Source organism: Halotalea alkalilenta DSM 17697 (genome assembly GCF_000621205.1).
GTDB lineage: Bacteria > Pseudomonadota > Gammaproteobacteria > Pseudomonadales > Halomonadaceae > Halotalea > Halotalea alkalilenta.
Genome location: NZ_KK211231.1, coordinates 68572 through 83425, shown reverse-complemented (window position 1 = coordinate 83425; position 14854 = coordinate 68572). Strand labels below are relative to the sequence as shown.

Annotated in this window: 12 protein-coding genes; 8 read left to right on the top strand and 4 right to left on the bottom strand. The window is 66.0% G+C overall.

Translation table 11 applies throughout. From position 1 onward, the window contains the following. The first annotated feature begins 194 nt into the window (after nucleotides 1-194). The 4 genes from Q376_RS0117010 to Q376_RS0116995 all read left to right on the top strand — a co-directional run bounded on the left by Q376_RS0117010 (nucleotide 195) and on the right by Q376_RS0116995 (nucleotide 5186). Complete coding sequence (locus tag Q376_RS0117010; protein ID WP_027351322.1) at nucleotides 195-1910, top strand: peptide ABC transporter substrate-binding protein; 1716 nt, start codon at nucleotides 195-197, stop codon at nucleotides 1908-1910. Nucleotides 1911-1984: 74 nt separating this feature from the next. Beyond that, the gene (locus Q376_RS0117005; RefSeq protein WP_027351321.1) at nucleotides 1985-2998 is read left to right on the top strand and encodes an ABC transporter permease; all 1014 of its coding nucleotides are present in this window, start codon (nucleotides 1985-1987) and stop codon (nucleotides 2996-2998) included. Further along, nucleotides 2991-3926: an ABC transporter permease gene (locus Q376_RS0117000; protein ID WP_027351320.1), complete on the top strand. Its 936-nt coding sequence runs from the start codon at nucleotides 2991-2993 to the stop codon at nucleotides 3924-3926. Before Q376_RS0117005 ends, Q376_RS0117000 begins: the two co-directional genes overlap by 8 nt. 57 nt (nucleotides 3927-3983) lie before the next feature. Further along, a complete protein-coding gene (locus Q376_RS0116995; RefSeq protein ID WP_027351319.1) occupies nucleotides 3984-5186 on the top strand; it encodes a pyridoxal phosphate-dependent aminotransferase in 1203 nt (400 codons plus the stop codon). A 67-nt stretch (nucleotides 5187-5253) separates the two neighbouring features. Here Q376_RS0116995 and Q376_RS0116990 read toward each other — a convergent pair whose 3' ends face one another. After that, nucleotides 5254-5673: a GFA family protein gene (locus Q376_RS0116990; protein ID WP_027351318.1), complete on the bottom strand. Its 420-nt coding sequence runs from the start codon at nucleotides 5671-5673 to the stop codon at nucleotides 5254-5256. Between the two features lie 232 nt (nucleotides 5674-5905). Between Q376_RS0116990 and Q376_RS0116985 the strand changes: the two genes are divergently transcribed. Further along, entirely contained in the window at nucleotides 5906-7117 is a 1212-nt protein-coding gene (locus tag Q376_RS0116985) for an efflux RND transporter periplasmic adaptor subunit (protein WP_052365468.1), read from the top strand. 3 nt (nucleotides 7118-7120) lie between these two features. Then, entirely contained in the window at nucleotides 7121-10246 is a 3126-nt protein-coding gene (locus tag Q376_RS0116980; RefSeq protein WP_027351316.1) for a multidrug efflux RND transporter permease subunit, read from the top strand. Here Q376_RS0116980 and Q376_RS23220 read toward each other — a convergent pair. Then, entirely contained in the window at nucleotides 10232-11086 is an 855-nt protein-coding gene (locus Q376_RS23220) for a Rossmann-like and DUF2520 domain-containing protein (RefSeq protein WP_043448523.1), read from the bottom strand. The two genes, Q376_RS0116980 and Q376_RS23220, sit on opposite strands and share 15 nt — an antisense overlap. Nucleotides 11087-11222: 136 nt before the next feature. Between Q376_RS23220 and Q376_RS0116970 the strand changes: the two genes are divergently transcribed. After that, a complete protein-coding gene (locus Q376_RS0116970; protein ID WP_027351315.1) occupies nucleotides 11223-11822 on the top strand; it encodes a DUF2780 domain-containing protein in 600 nt (199 codons plus the stop codon). Between the two features lie 11 nt (nucleotides 11823-11833). Here the strand turns inward: Q376_RS0116970 and Q376_RS0116965 are convergent, their stop codons facing one another. Then, complete coding sequence (locus Q376_RS0116965; protein ID WP_245598986.1) at nucleotides 11834-12931, bottom strand: tartrate dehydrogenase; 1098 nt, start codon at nucleotides 12929-12931, stop codon at nucleotides 11834-11836. Next, on the bottom strand, nucleotides 12928-13821 hold the full coding sequence (locus Q376_RS0116960) for an alpha/beta fold hydrolase (protein WP_043448447.1): 894 nt from the start codon (nucleotides 13819-13821) through the stop codon (nucleotides 12928-12930). Before Q376_RS0116960 ends, Q376_RS0116965 begins: the two co-directional genes overlap by 4 nt. A 102-nt stretch (nucleotides 13822-13923) precedes the next feature. Here Q376_RS0116960 and Q376_RS0116955 point away from each other — a divergent pair, with 102 nt between their 5' ends. Then, nucleotides 13924-14832: a LysR substrate-binding domain-containing protein gene (locus tag Q376_RS0116955; protein ID WP_027351312.1), complete on the top strand. Its 909-nt coding sequence runs from the start codon at nucleotides 13924-13926 to the stop codon at nucleotides 14830-14832. Nucleotides 14833-14854: the final 22 nt, after the last annotated feature.

Here is a 14854-nt window from a genome sequence, read left to right as displayed (position 1 = left end):
AAGCTCAGTTTCGGGTGATGAAAAACATCCGCGGCGAGGTTTACACCGACGCTTGATTTGGGCAAAGCTTGCAGCGCAGGCCGTCTCTCCAAGATCCTCGGCGAGCCTGCTCGGGCGCTGTTGGGAGGGCAGGCTCCAGGCGCTTGCGCTGCAAGATCGTTAGCCGATACCAACAATAATCAGGGGCAAATTCAATGAAGATGCGTCGATGGATCACCCGCTTCGTGGTGGCCGGCACGGCACTGGGCGCCGCCGCGGGCCCTGCGTTCGGCGAGCGCGGTAGCGATGGCGACTTGAAGATTCTCTATTGGCAGGCGGTTTCGATCATGAATCCGTACTTGTCCAGCGGCACCAAGGATATGCATGCCGCGTCGATGGTGATCGAACCCCTGGCGCGTTTCGACGAGACCGGCAATATCGTACCGACGCTGGTCAGCGAAATCCCGAGCCTCGAGAACGGTGGGATATCTGAGGATCTGACCACGATTACCTGGAGGATTCTCCCCGATTTGAGGTGGTCCGACGGCACCGATTTCACCGCCGAGGACGTGGTATTTACCTGGCAATACTGCACCGCCCCCGACGGCGGCTGCGCGCAGCGCTCCCAGTTCACCGACGTCGCCGCAGTGGAGGCCGTCGATCCGCTGACCGTGCGCGTCACCTTCAGCGTGCCCAAGCCCTATCCCTTCGGCCCCTTCGTTGGCATGTCGTCGCCGATCATCCAAAAAGCGCAGTTCGAGAGCTGCGTCGGTGCCCGCGCTCCCGAATGCACCGAGGCCAATTTTGGCCCCCACGGTACCGGGCCGTTCAAGGTTCGCGAGCTGCGTGCCAACGATGTGGTGCTGTTCGATGCCAACCAGTACTACCGCGATCCCGCCAAGCCGGCTTTCGCCACCGCCACGTTGAAAGGCGGAGGCGATGCCACTTCGGCTGCCCGCGCGGTACTCGAGTCGGGCGAGTTCGACTACGGCTGGAACCTGATGATCGAGCCGGAAGTATTGGCGACCATGGAGCAGGCTGGGCGCGGCACGCTGGTCTCCTCCTTTGGCTCGCTGGTGGAGCGTATCGTCATCAACTGGACCAATCCCGATCCAGCGCTTGGCTCCCTGCGCTCGACGCGCGAGGGCGGCGAGCATCCCTTCCTCTCCGACCCGGCGGTGCGCCGGGCGCTCTCCATGGCGATCGACCGCGACCTGCTGGTGGATATCGGTTTCGGCGAGGCCGGGCAGGCGACCTGCAACATCGTTCCGGCGCCCGAGATCAACCGCTCGACCGGCAATGATGACTGGTGTCTGACGGCCGACATCGAAGGAGCGAATGCACTGCTCGACGAAGCCGGCTGGGTGCCGGGGCCGGACGGTATCCGCGCCAAGGACGGGGTGCGCCTCTCGATGCTCTACCAGACCTCGACCAACTCCGTGCGCCAGAGCATGCAGGCGATCATCAAAGACATGTGGTCCGCTATCGGAGTCGATGCCGAACTGCGCGATGTCAGCTCCTCGGTGTTCTTTGGCGGTGATCCTGGTAGCCCGGACACCTTCCAGAAATTCTTCGCCGACGTTGAGATGTACGCGAACAACTTCGACGGCACCGATGCCGAAAGCTACCTCGCCGAATGGACCTGCGCCCTGATTCCCTCCCCGGAAACCGGGTGGCGCGGCCAGAACATTCCGCGCTACTGCAATCCGGAGTACGACGCCCTGGTCGCCAAGCTCGGCGAGACTGCGGAGGAGCAGCCGCGCGCGGAGATCGTCAAGCAGCTCAACGACATGCTGACCGCCGACGGCGCCCACATTCCGCTGGTCCATCGTGGCGACCTCTCGGGGCACGTCAATACCCTCGCCGGCGTGCGGATGAACTCCTGGGACTCGCAGCTCTGGAACGTGGCCGACTGGTACCGCACCGAATAGTTGTCAGGTTCTTTCGCCTTCCCGCGCGTGCCGGGCGGGAGGCGCCTTGATGCCATCTGAGGGTCCCGTCGCCGATGTTTGCCTATACGCTGCGCCGCCTGATGTTCGCGGTTCCCACGCTACTGGCGATCAGCTTCGTCATCTTCGCGCTGCTCGATCTGGCGCCGAACGATCCGACGGGCGATCTGCCGCTGACCATTCCGCCCGAGGTGCGCGACCAGATTCGCAGCTCGCTGGGCCTCGACCAGCCATTTCTGATCCGTTATCTGCTCTGGCTGCAACAGTTTATGATCAATGAACCGCTCAACCTCCTCGAGCGGCTGCTCGGGGTCGAGCTCGGCAACTCCTCGGAGCGCCTGCGGGTTACCTCCTGGGCGACCCGCAGTCCGGTGGTCGACTTGATCATCCAGCGGTTGCCGCAAACTCTCTGGGTGATCGGGCTCTCCTACGTGCTGGCGGTGCTCATTGCGGTGCCGCTTGGGGTGCTTTCGGCCTACCGTCAGTACTCCTGGTTCGACCAGCTTGGCACCTTCCTGTCGATGGTTGGCTTCTCGGTGCCGACGTTCTTCACCGGTGTGCTGTTGATAGTGGTGTTCTCATCCTGGCTCGGCTGGTTTCCGGCCATCTACGATACCAACCATCGGGTGACGGATTGGCAGAGCTTGGTCTACCAGCTGCGCCAGATGGCAATGCCGGTGTTCGTGTTGACCCTTTACAACACCTCGCAGATCGCCCGCTTCGTGCGTGCCTCGTTGCTCGACAACCTTTCCCAGGACTACATCCGCACTGCCCGCGCCAAGGGTGTGAAGGAGCGCTCGGTGCTGCTCGTCCACGCCTTGCGCAACAGCCTGATCCCGGTAGTCACGGTGATTGCCCTCGGTGTGCCGGCGGTCTTCTCTGGCGCGATCATCACCGAACAGATCTTTCGCGTGAATGGGCTTGGGCAACTGCTGATCATCGCCATCCAGGGCGCCGACATCCCGCTGGTGCAGACGCTGACCTTTATCTTCGCCATCCTGATTATCCTGTTCAATTTGATCGCGGATTTGCTCTACGCGATGCTCGATCCGAGGATCCGATATGACTGACGGCACTCCCGGCGCGGCGAATAGCGCCGCCCCGATCCTGTCTAGGGGATCGGGTTCGAGCTTTCTTGGTGATGTCTGGCGCAATTTTTGCCGCCATCGGGGGGGCGTGATCGGTCTCGCGGTGCTGCTGACGATCGTCGCTCTGGTGGTACTCGGCCCCTACTTCTATACGGTCGAGGTGGGGCAGCCCAACTACCGCGCACGCAACCAGGGGCCGTCTTGGGACTTTCCCCTCGGCACCGACAATCTCGGCCGCGATCTTCTGGCACAGTTGCTCACCGGGGGGCGCACCACGCTCGCTGTGGGCATCAGTGCGATGCTCTTATCGCTGGTGATCGGCACCTTGGTCGGAGTGTTTTCCGGTTATTGGCGAAGGCTCGATGGCCCACTGATGCGGCTCACCGACCTCTTTCTGGCGCTGCCCATACTGCCGCTGCTGCTGGTCGCAGTGATGCTGTTTCGCGACACCCTGCGCACTGCATTTGGACCTGAAACAGGGGTATTCATTCTGCTGGTGACGGTGATCGGCGTCACCAGTTGGATGCACACTGCGCGGATCGTGCGCGGTGACGTCCTGGCGCTCAAGCGGCGCGATTTCATCACTGCGGCGCAGGCCGGCGGCACGCGCGAAACGACCATCGTTTTGCAGCATTTGCTGCCGAACGTGGTCTCCTCGATCATGGTCTCGGCCACCCTCGGCATCGCCACGGCGATCATCACCGAATCGGCGTTGAGCTTTCTGGGCCTTGGCTTTCCGTCTGATTACCCGACCTGGGGCCGACTGTTGTTCGACGGCGTGAACTTCATCCAGATCACTCCAACGAGGGTGCTTTGGCCGGGGTTGGCAATCTCGCTGGTGGTGCTTAGCGTAAACTATGTGGGCGATGCGATTCGCGACGCTCTCGATCCACGAGCGCTCGGTCGCTGAGCGGCCGCTGAGGCTGCTCCAGCCCCCAACGACAACCATGACAGGTGCACTGCTCCCATGAGCTTCTTTTCCCAAGCCCTCGCTCGCGTGAAACCCTCCGCCAGCATCGTCGCCAGCCAGCGTGCCCGTGAGCTCAAGGCGCAGGGGCGCGATGTGATCGCGCTCTCCGCCGGCGAGCCCGATTTCGACACGCCTGAGCACATCAAGGCGGCGGCTCAACGTGCGATGGCACGAGGAGAGACCAAGTATCCGCCGGTGGCGGGGATTCCCGAGCTGCGCGAGGCGATCGTCGGCAAGTTCAAGCGCGAGAACCAGCTCGACTACCGGGTCAGCGAGACGATGGTCTCCAACGGTGGCAAGCAGGTGATCGTCAACGCGCTGATGGCGACCATCGATCCGGGCGACGAGGTGATCGTGCCGGCGCCTTATTGGGTCTCCTATCCCGAGATGGTCGCGCTGTGCGGTGGCACGCTGGTGATCGTCGAGACCGATCCGGCGAATGGCTACAAGCTCACCGCCGAGGCGCTCGGGCGGGCGATCACCCCGCGTACCAAGTGGCTGATGTTCAACTCGCCCTGCAATCCTTCCGGCGCGGCCTACTCGCGTGACGAGCTCAAGGCGCTGACCGACGTACTGGTCGATCATCCCCAGGTCTGGGTGATGAGCGATGATATCTACGAGCACCTGATCTACGGCGGGCTCGAGTTCACCACACCGGCGCAGATCGAGCCGCGGCTGCGCGAGCGCACCTTGACCGTCAACGGGCTCTCCAAGGCCTACGCGATGACCGGCTGGCGGGTCGGCTACGCAGGCGGCCCCGAGCCTTTGATCAAGGCGATGGACAAGATCCAGGGCCAGATCACCTCGGGGATCAACACCATCGCCCAGTGGGCGGCGGTCGAGGCGCTCACCGGGCCGCAGGACTTCATCCAGGAGTGGCGCCAAATCTTCGAACGCCGCCGCGACCTGGTGGTCGAGCTGCTCAATCAGGCCGAAGGGGTCGATTGCCAGCGCCCCGATGGGGCCTTCTACGCCTATCCCTCCTGTGGTGCGCTGCTCGGCCGCCGTGCCCCCGACGGTACCCTGATCGACAGCGACGAAGCCTTCACCCGCGCGCTGCTCGAGACCGAGGGCGTGGCGCTGGTCCATGGCGGTGCGTTCGGTCTCGCGCCCAACTTCAGGGTCTCCTACGCCGCCGCGACGGACCAGCTCGAAGAGGCCTGCAAGCGGATCCAGCGCTTCTGCGCCAGTCTCGGCTGAGCCGCCGGCTGCGCTGCGCGATGAAGCGGCCACGCCCTGTGGGTTCGAGGGCGTGGCACGGCGGAGGTCACGGCTGCTTGGCGGCGAACGCCTGCTCGCCGGTGAGCCGTTTGGTCTGGTTGGAGAAGGCGTAGTAGGGCGGCTGGCTTTCGATGAAGATCTCTTCATCGAGCACCCAGTCGTCGTCCACCTCGAGCAGGCCGACCGGCACCGCGTAGTGCCCGCCTTCCTTCAACCGATAGAACAGATGGGTGCCGCAGTGGGAGCAGAAGCCGCGTTCGGCCCAGTCGGAGGAGGCGTAGACGCTGACCGCCTCCTCGCCCTCGAGGCGCAGCCCAAGGACGTTCTCCAGCGCCAGCAAGGGTCCGCCTCCCCATTTGCGGCACATGGCGCAGTGACAGGCGCCGACCTTGTGACCGTCGACCATGACGTACAGTTGGACCGCGCCGCACAGGCAGCCGCCCCGATATTCCATTTTCATCGACATGATCGTGCCTCCTCATCGACCTGATAGGGTCTTTGGATGGCGGTTCGTTGGCTCAATCGCTGGCTTAATCCAAGCCTAAATCGCCTGGGCCGCAAGTGCCCGATGCTTCTCCGTACGGATAGGCGCTTTCGCTGCCGGTGTAAAGTGAGCGATCGCGGGACGCCCTGAAACCCGCGAGCCGTTCGCCGCCGGCGACTCGAACAAACATGCACTCGAAAGGGGTCGATGATCAATGTGGCATTTAGTACGCCAAGCGCATCATCCGCGACGCTTTCTGCGACATCGTTCCCTCCAGGCGCTGATGGTCGGCGCCTTGGCGAGTCTGGCGCTCGGCGGCTGCGGCGAGGCCGGGCCTGAGCGCGGCTCGTCTGATCAGGCAAGCCAAGCCACGCCGGTGACTGTGGTCCGGCTGGCCGAGCGGGAGACCACGTTGGTCGCCACCTTCCCGGGCAGGACGCTTGCGTCGGCCACCGCCGAGGTGCGCCCGCAGGTAGGCGGTGTGATTCTCGAGCGCAGCTATGCAGAGGGCAGCGATATCGCCGCCGGCGACCTGCTGTTTCGCATCGATCCGAGGCGCTATCGCGCGGATGCCGAGCGCGCGCGCTCGGAGCTCGCGGTGGCGAAGGCTCGGCTCGATTCCGCGCGCTGGCTCACCGAGCGCTACCAGCGGCTCGGCGAGCGACAAGCGATCAGCCAGCAGGAGCACCAGATGGCGCTGTTCGCCGATGAGGAAGCGGCGGCGGCGGTCGCGGCCGCTGAGTCTGCCCTGCACAGCGCCGAAATCGATCTCGCCTACACAGAGCTGGTCGCGCCGATCAGCGGCCGGATCGGTCGGGCGAGCGTCACCCAGGGAGCGCTGGTGGTCAGCGACCAGGCGGAGCCGCTGGCGACCATCCACCAGCTCGATCCGATCCACGTCGATTTCACCCAGTCCGGAACCGAGTACCTGGCCTGGGCGCGCGCCTGGCTCTCGCCCGATGGCGGCGGGGAGAAACCCAAGGCGTGGATCGTCTTCACCGACGCCAGCCGCTACGAGCGCACCGGGGAGGTCGAGTTCGCCGACCCCGAGGTCGATCGCCAGACCGGCAACGTCACGCTGCGCGCCAGTTTCGCCAACCCTGGCTTCCAAGTGCTGCCCGGCATGTTCGTACGTATCGAGGTCGAGCAGGCCCGGCTCGAGCGTGCCCTGCTGGTGCCCCAGCGCGCGGTGGCGCGCGATACCGGCGGGGATGCCTATGTCTATGTGGTGGACGACGAGCAGCGGGCGCGCACGCGCCGGGTGGAGCTCGGCGCTACGGTAGGCAGCGAATGGCTGGTGAAGGCGGGGCTGGCAGCGGGCGATCTCGTCGTGCTCGGCGGTCGACAGCGCATTGGCGACGGCTCGCTGGTACGGGTGCTCGAAACCGATGTCGCAGCTCCGGACGATACGGCCGAAGAGGGCTAGCGCATGCTGTCGAGATTCTTCATCCAGCGGCCGATCTTCGCCTGTGTGATCGCGCTGATGATCAGTGGCTTCGGCGCGCTTTCGCTGTTCGACATGGCGGTGGAGCAGTACCCCGACATCGCACCGCCCACCATCCAGGTCACCACCAGCTATCCGGGCGCCTCGGCGGAGGTACTCGAGCAGAGCGTCACCCAGATCATCGAGCAGCAGATCTCCGGCATCGACAATCTGCTCTATTTCAATTCGACCAGCAGTTCGTCAGGCTCCGTGCGCGTGACCTTGGTGTTCGATCAGGCGACCGACCCGGACGTCGCCCAGATGCAGGTCCAGAACAGCATCGTCCAGGCCACCAGCCGCCTTCCCGTCCAGGTGCAGGACCAGGGCGTGGTGGTGCGCAAGGCGCAGACCGACACCTTGCTGGTGGCCTCGGTCTACGACGAATCCGGTCGCCATGACAGCGTCGACGTCGCCGACTTCATCGTCAGCCAGCTGCAGGACCCGATCAGCCGCATCGACGGCGTAGGTGAAACCTCGGTGTTCGGTTCCCAGTACGCGATTCGGATCTGGCTCGATCCACACAGGCTCACCGCCCACGGGCTGACCACCGCGGACGTGGTTTCGGCGATCGAGGCCCAGAACAGCCAGATTTCCGCCGGCGAGATCGGCGCCGCGCCAAGCGTCGAGGGCCAGGCGCTGAATGCGACGGTCACCGCGATGTCGCTTCTGCAGACCCCGGAGCAGTTCGAGCGGATCGTGCTCCTGGCGCAGAGCGGCGGGGGCAGCGTAAGGCTCGGGGACGTGGCGCGGGTCGAGCGGGGCGCGGAGGACTATCGCACCCGTACGCGGCTCAACGGCTATCCGGCCTCGGGGATCTCGATCCAGCTCAGCCCCGGCGCCAACGCGCTGGATACCGCGCTCGAAGTCAAGGCGACCCTCGAGCGGCTGAGAGGCACCTTCCCTGCCTCCTACAAAGTCGCTTATCCGCGCGATACGACGCCGTTCATCGAGGTGTCGATCCGTAACGTGTTCTCCACCTTGGTCGAGGCGATCCTGCTGGTGACCGCGGTGATGTTCCTCTTCCTGCAGAGCTGGCGTGCGACGCTGATACCGCTGCTCACCATCCCGGTCGTGCTGCTCGGTACCTTCGCCGTCCTCGCGGTGGCGGGCTTCACCATCAATACCCTGACCCTGTTCGGGCTGGTGCTGGCGATCGGCCTGCTGGTCGATGACGCCATCGTGGTGGTCGAGAACGTCGAGCGGCGGATGGAGGAGGACGGGCTCGAACCCCGCGAGGCGACGATTCGCTCGATGGGGGACATCACCGGGGCGTTGGTCGGTATCACTACCGTGCTCAGCGCGGTGTTCCTGCCGATGGCCTGGTTCGGCGGTGCGACCGGGACGATCTACAAGCAGTTCTCGATCACTTTGGTCTCGGCGATGGCGCTCTCGCTGTTCGTCGCGCTCAGCCTGACGCCGGCGCTCTGCGCGCTGCTGCTTCGTCGCGCACATCCGCGCTCGCCGCGCTCGTTCTTCGGGCTCTTCAACCGGGTGGTCAAGGGCAGCGAGCGGGCCTACCAGCGCGGGCTGTTCCGGGTGCTGAGACGGCCGCTTGCGATGCTCGCGGTGTTCAGCGTGCTGGCGGCGGCGATGTTCCATCTATACGGCAGGCTGCCTACGGCCTTCCTCCCCGAGGAGGACCAGGGCATGGTGATGGTGCGCTATACCCTGCCGGAAGGCGCCACGCTCCAGGCCGCCGAACGGGTCGCCGACGATATCTCCGCCTACTTCCAGCGTGAAGAGGCGGAGAACCTCGATATCCTGCTGCTCGCCTCCGGGCGCCACGGCTGGATGCGCGCGCAGAACGTCGGCCAGGCCTTCATCCGGCTGAAGCCCTGGTCGGAGCGTCCGGGCTACCAGCGCTCCGCCCAGGCGATCATCGAGCGTGCCGGTCGGGCCTTCGCCGACTACACCGAAGCCAACGTGGTGGTGATGTCGCCGGCGTTGGTGAGCGGACTGGGTCAATCCTCAGGGTTCGAATTCTGGCTCCAGGACATCACCGCAACGGGCCAGCAGGCGCTGCAATCGGCGCAGCGATCGCTGATAGCGCGCGCCGGCGAGGACCCGCGCCTCACCAGGGTGCGACTCGACGGGCTGGGGCCCAGCCCGCAGCTGCAGGTGCAGCTCGACCACGAGTCGATCAGCATCCACCAGATAGACGTAGGCCAGGTCAACCAGACCATCGCGACCGCCTGGGGAGGGCGCTACGTCAACGATTTCCTCGACCGCGGCCGGGTCAAGCCGGTGTACGTCCAAGGTGACGCGGCCTTCCGCTCGGCCCAGGAGGACATGGGCGAGTGGCGCGTACGCGGTGCGGGAGGCGAGATGCTGCCGCTTGCGCTGTTCGCATCGAGTGAATGGATACTGGGGCCGCAGATGCTGCAGCGCTTCAACGGCATCCCCGCGGTGCAGATCCAGGGCGATGCCTCCAGCGGCGAAAGCTCCGGCACCGCGATGGCGCTGATGCAGTCGATGGTCGATGAGCTCGGTGACTATCAGCTCGCCTGGAGCGGCCTGTCCTACCAGGAGCAGCTGGCCGGCAACCAGGCGCTGTTTTTGTACCTGGTCTCGATCGCCTTCATCTTCCTTTGCCTGGCGGCGCTCTACGAGAGCTGGTCGGTACCGGCCGCGGTGATGCTGGTGGTGCCGCTGGGCGTGTTGGGCGCGGTATCGGCGGCGAATCTGGCCGGGCTGGACAACGACGTCTACTTCCAGATCGCCGTACTGACCACGATCGGGCTTGCGACCAGGAATGCGATCCTGATCGTCGAGTTCGTCAGTGCGGCACGCCGCCAGGGCGCCTCGCTCGCCCTGGCGACGCTCGAGGGGGCGAGGCGCCGCCTGCGGCCGATCGTGATGACCTCGTTGGCCTTCATCGCGGGCGTCATCCCGCTGGCCTTCGCCGTCGGTGCCGGGGCCGCAGGCCAGCGAGTGATCGGCATCAGCGTGATCGGCGGCGTGATCACCGGCACGCTGCTGACGATCTTCTTCGTGCCGCTGTTCTACGCGGGGCTGCTCACCTTGCGCCGGAACCTGGCCACTCGTCGCAGAGCCGGTTCAGGACTCGATTAGCCGAGTCATGGCCTCGGGGCGGGATGAGACGTCGTCGCCGATTTCCAGCTGCCGGGCGGCGAGCAGGCGATAGAACTCGCCGTGCCGGCCGCCTAGCTCGTCGAGGGCGGTGAGATGCTTGCGCACCGTGCCGAGATCGTTACGGGCGATGGGCCCGGTGATCGCCTCCTCGAGGCTGCCTCGCTCGAGGGCGCCGAGGGTGCCGCGCAGCAGCGGCAGCAGGGCCGCCAGCGCGTCCTCGCGGCTGGCGCCCCAGCTGGCCCAGATCCTCATCGCCTCATCGAGCAGTGCGAGCATGAACGGCGAGGCATAGCTGGCGGCGGCGTGGTAGCGGGCGCGGGCGCCCGGGGGCAGGCGGTTGATTCGCCCGCCCAGGCGCTGGGCGATGGCTTCGAGCCGCGCCAGCAGCGCCCCTTCGGCTTCGATCGTCAGGGTGCAGCCGGGGAGCGAGGCGATCGCCGCGTCGGGGTCGCTGAAACTCTGCAGCGGGTGAAAACCGCCGATCGCCGCGCCGGCGCGGGCGGCCTTGGCCAGCACGCCGACCTCGGTGGCGCCGCTGGCGTGCACCACTGCGTTTTCGGGCCGCCAGTCGAGCGCCTCGACGGTGGCGGCGATGGCGTCGTCGGCGGTGGTGACGAAGACCAGCTCGCAGCGCTCGACCAGCACCTGGGCCGGCAGCGCCTCGCAGTCGGGCAACCGTTCGGCGAGCGCCTGCGCACGCGCGTGGCTGCGCCCGGCGATGGCGGCGACATGCTCGCCGCTGCCGGCGAGCGCGCGTGAAAGCGCCGTGGCGAGGCGCCCCGGGCCGATGAAGCCGATGGTGGCGTAGCTGCTGGACATGGTTTTTCCTGATCGAAAGATAGGCTGATCGATGGCAATGCGGGACAGGAGCGTATCGATGATACGTCATCGCCGTGCGGCGTTGGCCGGCAATGCTATGCTGGGGCGGTGTTCAGATTCCCATCAGGATGTCTTCATGAAGAAAAGCCTCATCTCCCTCGCGCTTTGCGGCCTGCCGCTGATCGGTTCGCAGGCCTTCGCTTTCAGTCTCAACGACGTCAACGAAGCGATGAATCGCGCCGGTTCTACGTCGCAGCAGGGCACCAGCACGCTCCAGCAGCTGCAGCAAGGCTCCCAGCAGCAGCAGGCGGCGCAGGTCGGTACTACCGAAGGCAACTTGAACGATGCCAGCCAGCTGGTGGATTCCCTCACCAGCCAGCTCGGCGTCAACCGCCAGCAGGCGATCGGCGGGGCCGCGGCGATGCTGGCCCAGGCCAAGGGCGCGCTCGGCGACAATCAGTTCAGCCAGCTGTCCAACCAGGCGCCGGGGATCGATGGCCTGCTGTCGAGCGCCAACGCCACCGGCGGCGGCTCGCTGCTTTCGCAGGTCTCGAGCCTCGCCGGCGGACAAGGGCAGTCCCAGGGCGACAACGGAATGGTCGATGCCGCCTTCAAAGCGCTCGGCATGGATAGCTCGATGACCAGCCAGTTCGCCCCGGTGATGCTGCAGTACTTCGGCGGCCAGGGTGTATCGAGCGGTCTGCTTTCGTCGCTGTCGAGCCTCTGGGGCGGCTGAGCGCTCGCTGCTCAGCCGGCTTCGATCACCTCCGCCACCGCGCGGCCGAGGGTCTCGGTGCCGGCTTTGCCGCCGAGGTCGCCGGTGAGCAGCGCAGGGTCACCGCTGGCCAGCACCTGCTCGATCGCCTCGACCACCGCGGTGCCCGCCGCTGCGTGGCCGAGGTGCTCGAGCATCATCGCGCCGCACCAGATCTGCCCGATCGGGTTGGCGATCCCACGCCCGGCGATGTCCGGCGCGGAGCCGTGGACCGGTTCGAACAGCGAGGGAAACTGGCGTTCCGGGTTGATGTTGGCCGAGGGCGCGATGCCGATGGTGCCGGTGCAGGCGGGACCGAGGTCGGAAAGGATGTCGCCGAACAGGTTGCTCGCCACCACCACGTCGAACCAGTCGGGGTGGAGCACGAACTGGGCGGTGAGGATGTCGATGTGGAACTTGTCGACGCTGATCCCGGGGTAGTGCTTGGCCATCTCGACCACGCGCTCGTCCCAGTAGGGCATGGTGATCGAGATACCGTTGGACTTGGTCGCCGAGGTCAGTTTCTTGCGCGGCCGGGTCTGGGCCAGCTCGAAGGCGAACTTGAGCACCCGGTCGATGCCGCGCCTGCTCATCACCGTCTCCTGCATCACCAGTTCGCGCTCGGTGCCTTCGAACATCTTGCCGCCGATGCTCGAGTATTCCCCCTCGGTGTTCTCGCGCACTACGTAGAAATCGATGTCGCCCGGCTCGCGGCCGGCCAGCGGCGCCTTGACCCCGGGCATCAGCCGGCAGGGGCGCAGGTTGACGTACTGGTCGAAGTGGCGGCGGAACTGGAGCAGCGACTCCCATAGCGATATGTGGTCGGGGACGACGTCAGGCCAGCCGACCGCGCCGAAGTAGATCGCATCCACCCCTTCGAGCTGCTCGCGCCAGTCCGCCGGCATCATCCGGCCGTGGGTCTGCCAGTACTCGGCACAGGCCCAGTCGAGGGTCTGCCACTGCCACTCGATGCCGAAGCGCCGGCCGGCGGCCTCCATCGCGCGCACACCTTCCGGCATCACCTCTTTGCCGATGCCGTCGCCGGCGATCACTGCGATGCGTGGACGTTGGATGGGCATGATCTTGTTCATGGAGTCCTCATGAAGTCGTGGAGTTCATCGAGCAGCCGGTCAGGCCGCTCCTCGGGGATGTAGTGACCGCAGTCCAGTGCCCGGCCTTCGACCCGCCGGGCGACCTTGCGCCACTCACGCATTGGATCGAAGCAGCGCCCGACCGTGCTGTGGGCGCCCCACAGCACCTTGAGCGGCAGCTCGAGCCGTCGGCCCTGGTCGAGATCGAATCGGTCATGCTCGAGATCGATCGTCGCGCTGGCGCGGTAGTCCTCGCACATGCCGTGCACCGCGGCGGGATCCTCGAGCTGGGTGCGATAGCTCTCCAGCGCCTCGGGGGCGAAGACCGACAGCCCCGCGTGGCGGCCGCCCATCACGCCGTCGACCCAGGCGTGCGGGGCGGCCGAGATCAGCCGCTCCGGCAGCGGCGATGGCTGAATCAGCAAGAACCAATGGAAGTAGGCGGTGGCGAAGGCACGATCGGTGGCTTCGTACATCGCCAGGGTCGGCGCGATGTCGAGCAGCATCATCCGCTCGACCGCCTGGGGATGATCGAGGGCGAGGCGGTGGGCGACGCGCGCGCCGCGGTCATGGGCGCAGATCGAGTAGCGCGCGAAGCCGAGCCGCTGCATGACTTCATGCTGGTCGCGGGCCATCGCGCGCTTGGAGTAGTTGGCGTGATCCGGCGTGCCGGGGGGCTTGGACGATGCGCCATAGCCGCGCAGGTCGGTGAGCACCACGGTGAAACGCTCGGCCAGCGCCGCACTGACCCGATGCCAGATGCGGTGATTCTGCGGATGACCGTGGAGCAACAGCAGCGCCGGCCCGCTACCCTTGATCAGGCCGCTGATCCGCACATCATCGTCCGGGTCACCGACGTCGATGTCGAACGGCTCGAATCCTTCGAACATGGGCAGGCTCCCCGATCAATGATGGGAGTCGATTCTAGTCCTGGGAGAAAACGATACAATCAGGCTTGAGTTCAATTCATCCTTGAATACAGGTTGATAATCTTGTCCGTCATCGATGATCTTGCCTTCTTCCAGCGCCTCGCCCGCGCGGAGAGCATGACCGCGACCGCGCGCGATCTCGGCCTCTCGCTGGCCGCGGTGAGCAAGCGATTGGCCCAGCTCGAGCGCCGCCTCGGTGTGACCCTGATGCAGCGCTCGACCCGCAAGCTCAGCCTCACCGCCGAGGGGGAGCTCTACCTCGAACGCGGCGCCTCGATCCTCGCCGAGCTGGCCGAGCTCGAAGGGGCGCTGAGCGACCCGCGGCAGAGCCTGCGCGGCTCGCTCAGGGTCAGTGCCACCTTCGGCTTCGGTCGTCGCCACATAGCGCCTTTGCTGTCGAGCTTCGCCCTGCGTCATCCCGAGCTCGAGCTCCAGCTCGAACTGGGCAACTATCCGCCGAGCCTCGACGATGGCTTCGACCTGGTGATCCGGGTCGGGCCTCCGCCGGATGCCCGGCTCGTGGCCCGCAGGCTGCTCGCCAATCGGCGCGTGCTGTGCGCCTCCCCGGCCTATCTCGACGCCCATGGGGCTCCTGCTGATCTCGACGCACTGGCCGCGCACCGCTGCATCGTGCTGCGCGAGAACTCGAGCGACCATGGGATCTGGCGCTTCATCGACCAGGGCCGCGAGCGAGCGGTGCGCATCAAAGGCACGCTCTCGACCAACGACGGTGAGGTGGCGGTGCGGCTCGCCCTCGACGGTCATGGGCTGGTGCTGCGCTCTTGGTGGGATGTGCAGGCGCACTTGGCGCAGGGTCGATTGGTCGAGCTGCTGCCGGGGGTGATCACGCCGAGCGCCGACTTCTACGCGGTCTACCGGCCGAGACGGCATCCCTCGCGGCGGCTCGAGGCCCTGCTCGGCTGGCTGAGCGAGGCGCTGCCCGCGCGAGTACCGTCGTCTGGAGCGTGTTGACGCTCATTTTGCTGGTGAGCGT